The organism is Vibrio sp. 03_296, assembly GCF_002265885.1.
The window spans coordinates 1-1029 of record NZ_NPKW01000405.1 but is presented as its reverse complement, the minus strand read 5'-3'; the positions used below and the strand labels follow the sequence as shown (position 1 = coordinate 1029).

Genomic DNA, 1029 nt, shown 5'->3' with positions numbered 1-1029 from the left:
TAATTCATAAATCAGATGCCAGAAGTATACCTAGAATGGTCTGCCTTGGCGGCCTTTTTTGCGTTTTGTTCAAAACAATAACTCTGTCAAATATTCGGAAAAAGTTAATTATTTTGGTGAATCTTTCGACTATTCCTTTTTGTCTTAAATTGTTACATTTGTACCTGTTGTTGATGAGGTAGATAACACCTTGGTTTATTTAGTTTTATCTCATAAACAACCATGCAAAGGAGAATAATAATGAACAACTCAAACCTAGGACAAAGTTTGAAAGTGGAAGAAAGACGTCAGTTGCTTCGCCGTGGCATCAAAAACGGCGATTATTGGTGTGCCGTTTGTTGGCGCTAGGACTTCACCAATCAATAGCTCGGTGTTATGACTGATGCGGGCTATAGCTACGTGCACCAGAACAATATTACTTGGTGAGTTGGATGTGTTTACCGAGCCTGGTATTCATTTCCGCATGCCGTTTTTATCGAAAATCACCCAGTATGATCAGGTGATCACGGTGTCGTTTGGCAACAATGCAGGTGAGGATTTCTATCAGCGTTTGGACCCGGTGCAAGTGCGATTTGCCGATACGTATATTAGGGCAAATTCCAGTGACCGTTCCGCTTTAAGTTGAGCACAGATCCGGAAGCGTTAATCCAAAATGCACCGTGAGTTTCGCAACAATAGCAACTTGATTGATGCACTGTTGGTGAAAAACTGCGCGTAACGTCACCGTGATCACCGCTACCCAGTACACGGGTGAAGAGTTTTTCCAAGGTGGCTTAAACCAGTTTAAATCGAAACTGGGTGATCAACTACGTGAAGGGATTTATCTGACCGAGCGTCGTCAAGTGGAAGTGGAACCGCTTCCAACCTGCTGTGGCTGAGATGCTGTTTATGGATGTGCAAAAACTCGAATTGCTGGGCGTAGAATGCATCATCTCTCGCAGCGGCTATACTGGAGAAGACGGCTACGAAATTTCTGTACCCGCAGACAAAAGCAGAAGCGCTTGCTCGTGCATTGACGGCGGAAGAAGA

The 1029-nt window shown here is 44.0% G+C and carries 2 pseudogenes; both read left to right on the top strand.

The features are described 5' to 3' along the window. Window positions 1-240 precede the first annotated feature (240 nt). Window positions 241-854: pseudogene (locus tag CIK04_RS24985) on the top strand (SPFH domain-containing protein); the annotation flags it as partial. 1 nt (window position 855) lies between these two features. Continuing rightward, window positions 856-1029: pseudogene (gene gcvT / locus CIK04_RS24980) on the top strand (glycine cleavage system aminomethyltransferase GcvT); the annotation flags it as partial.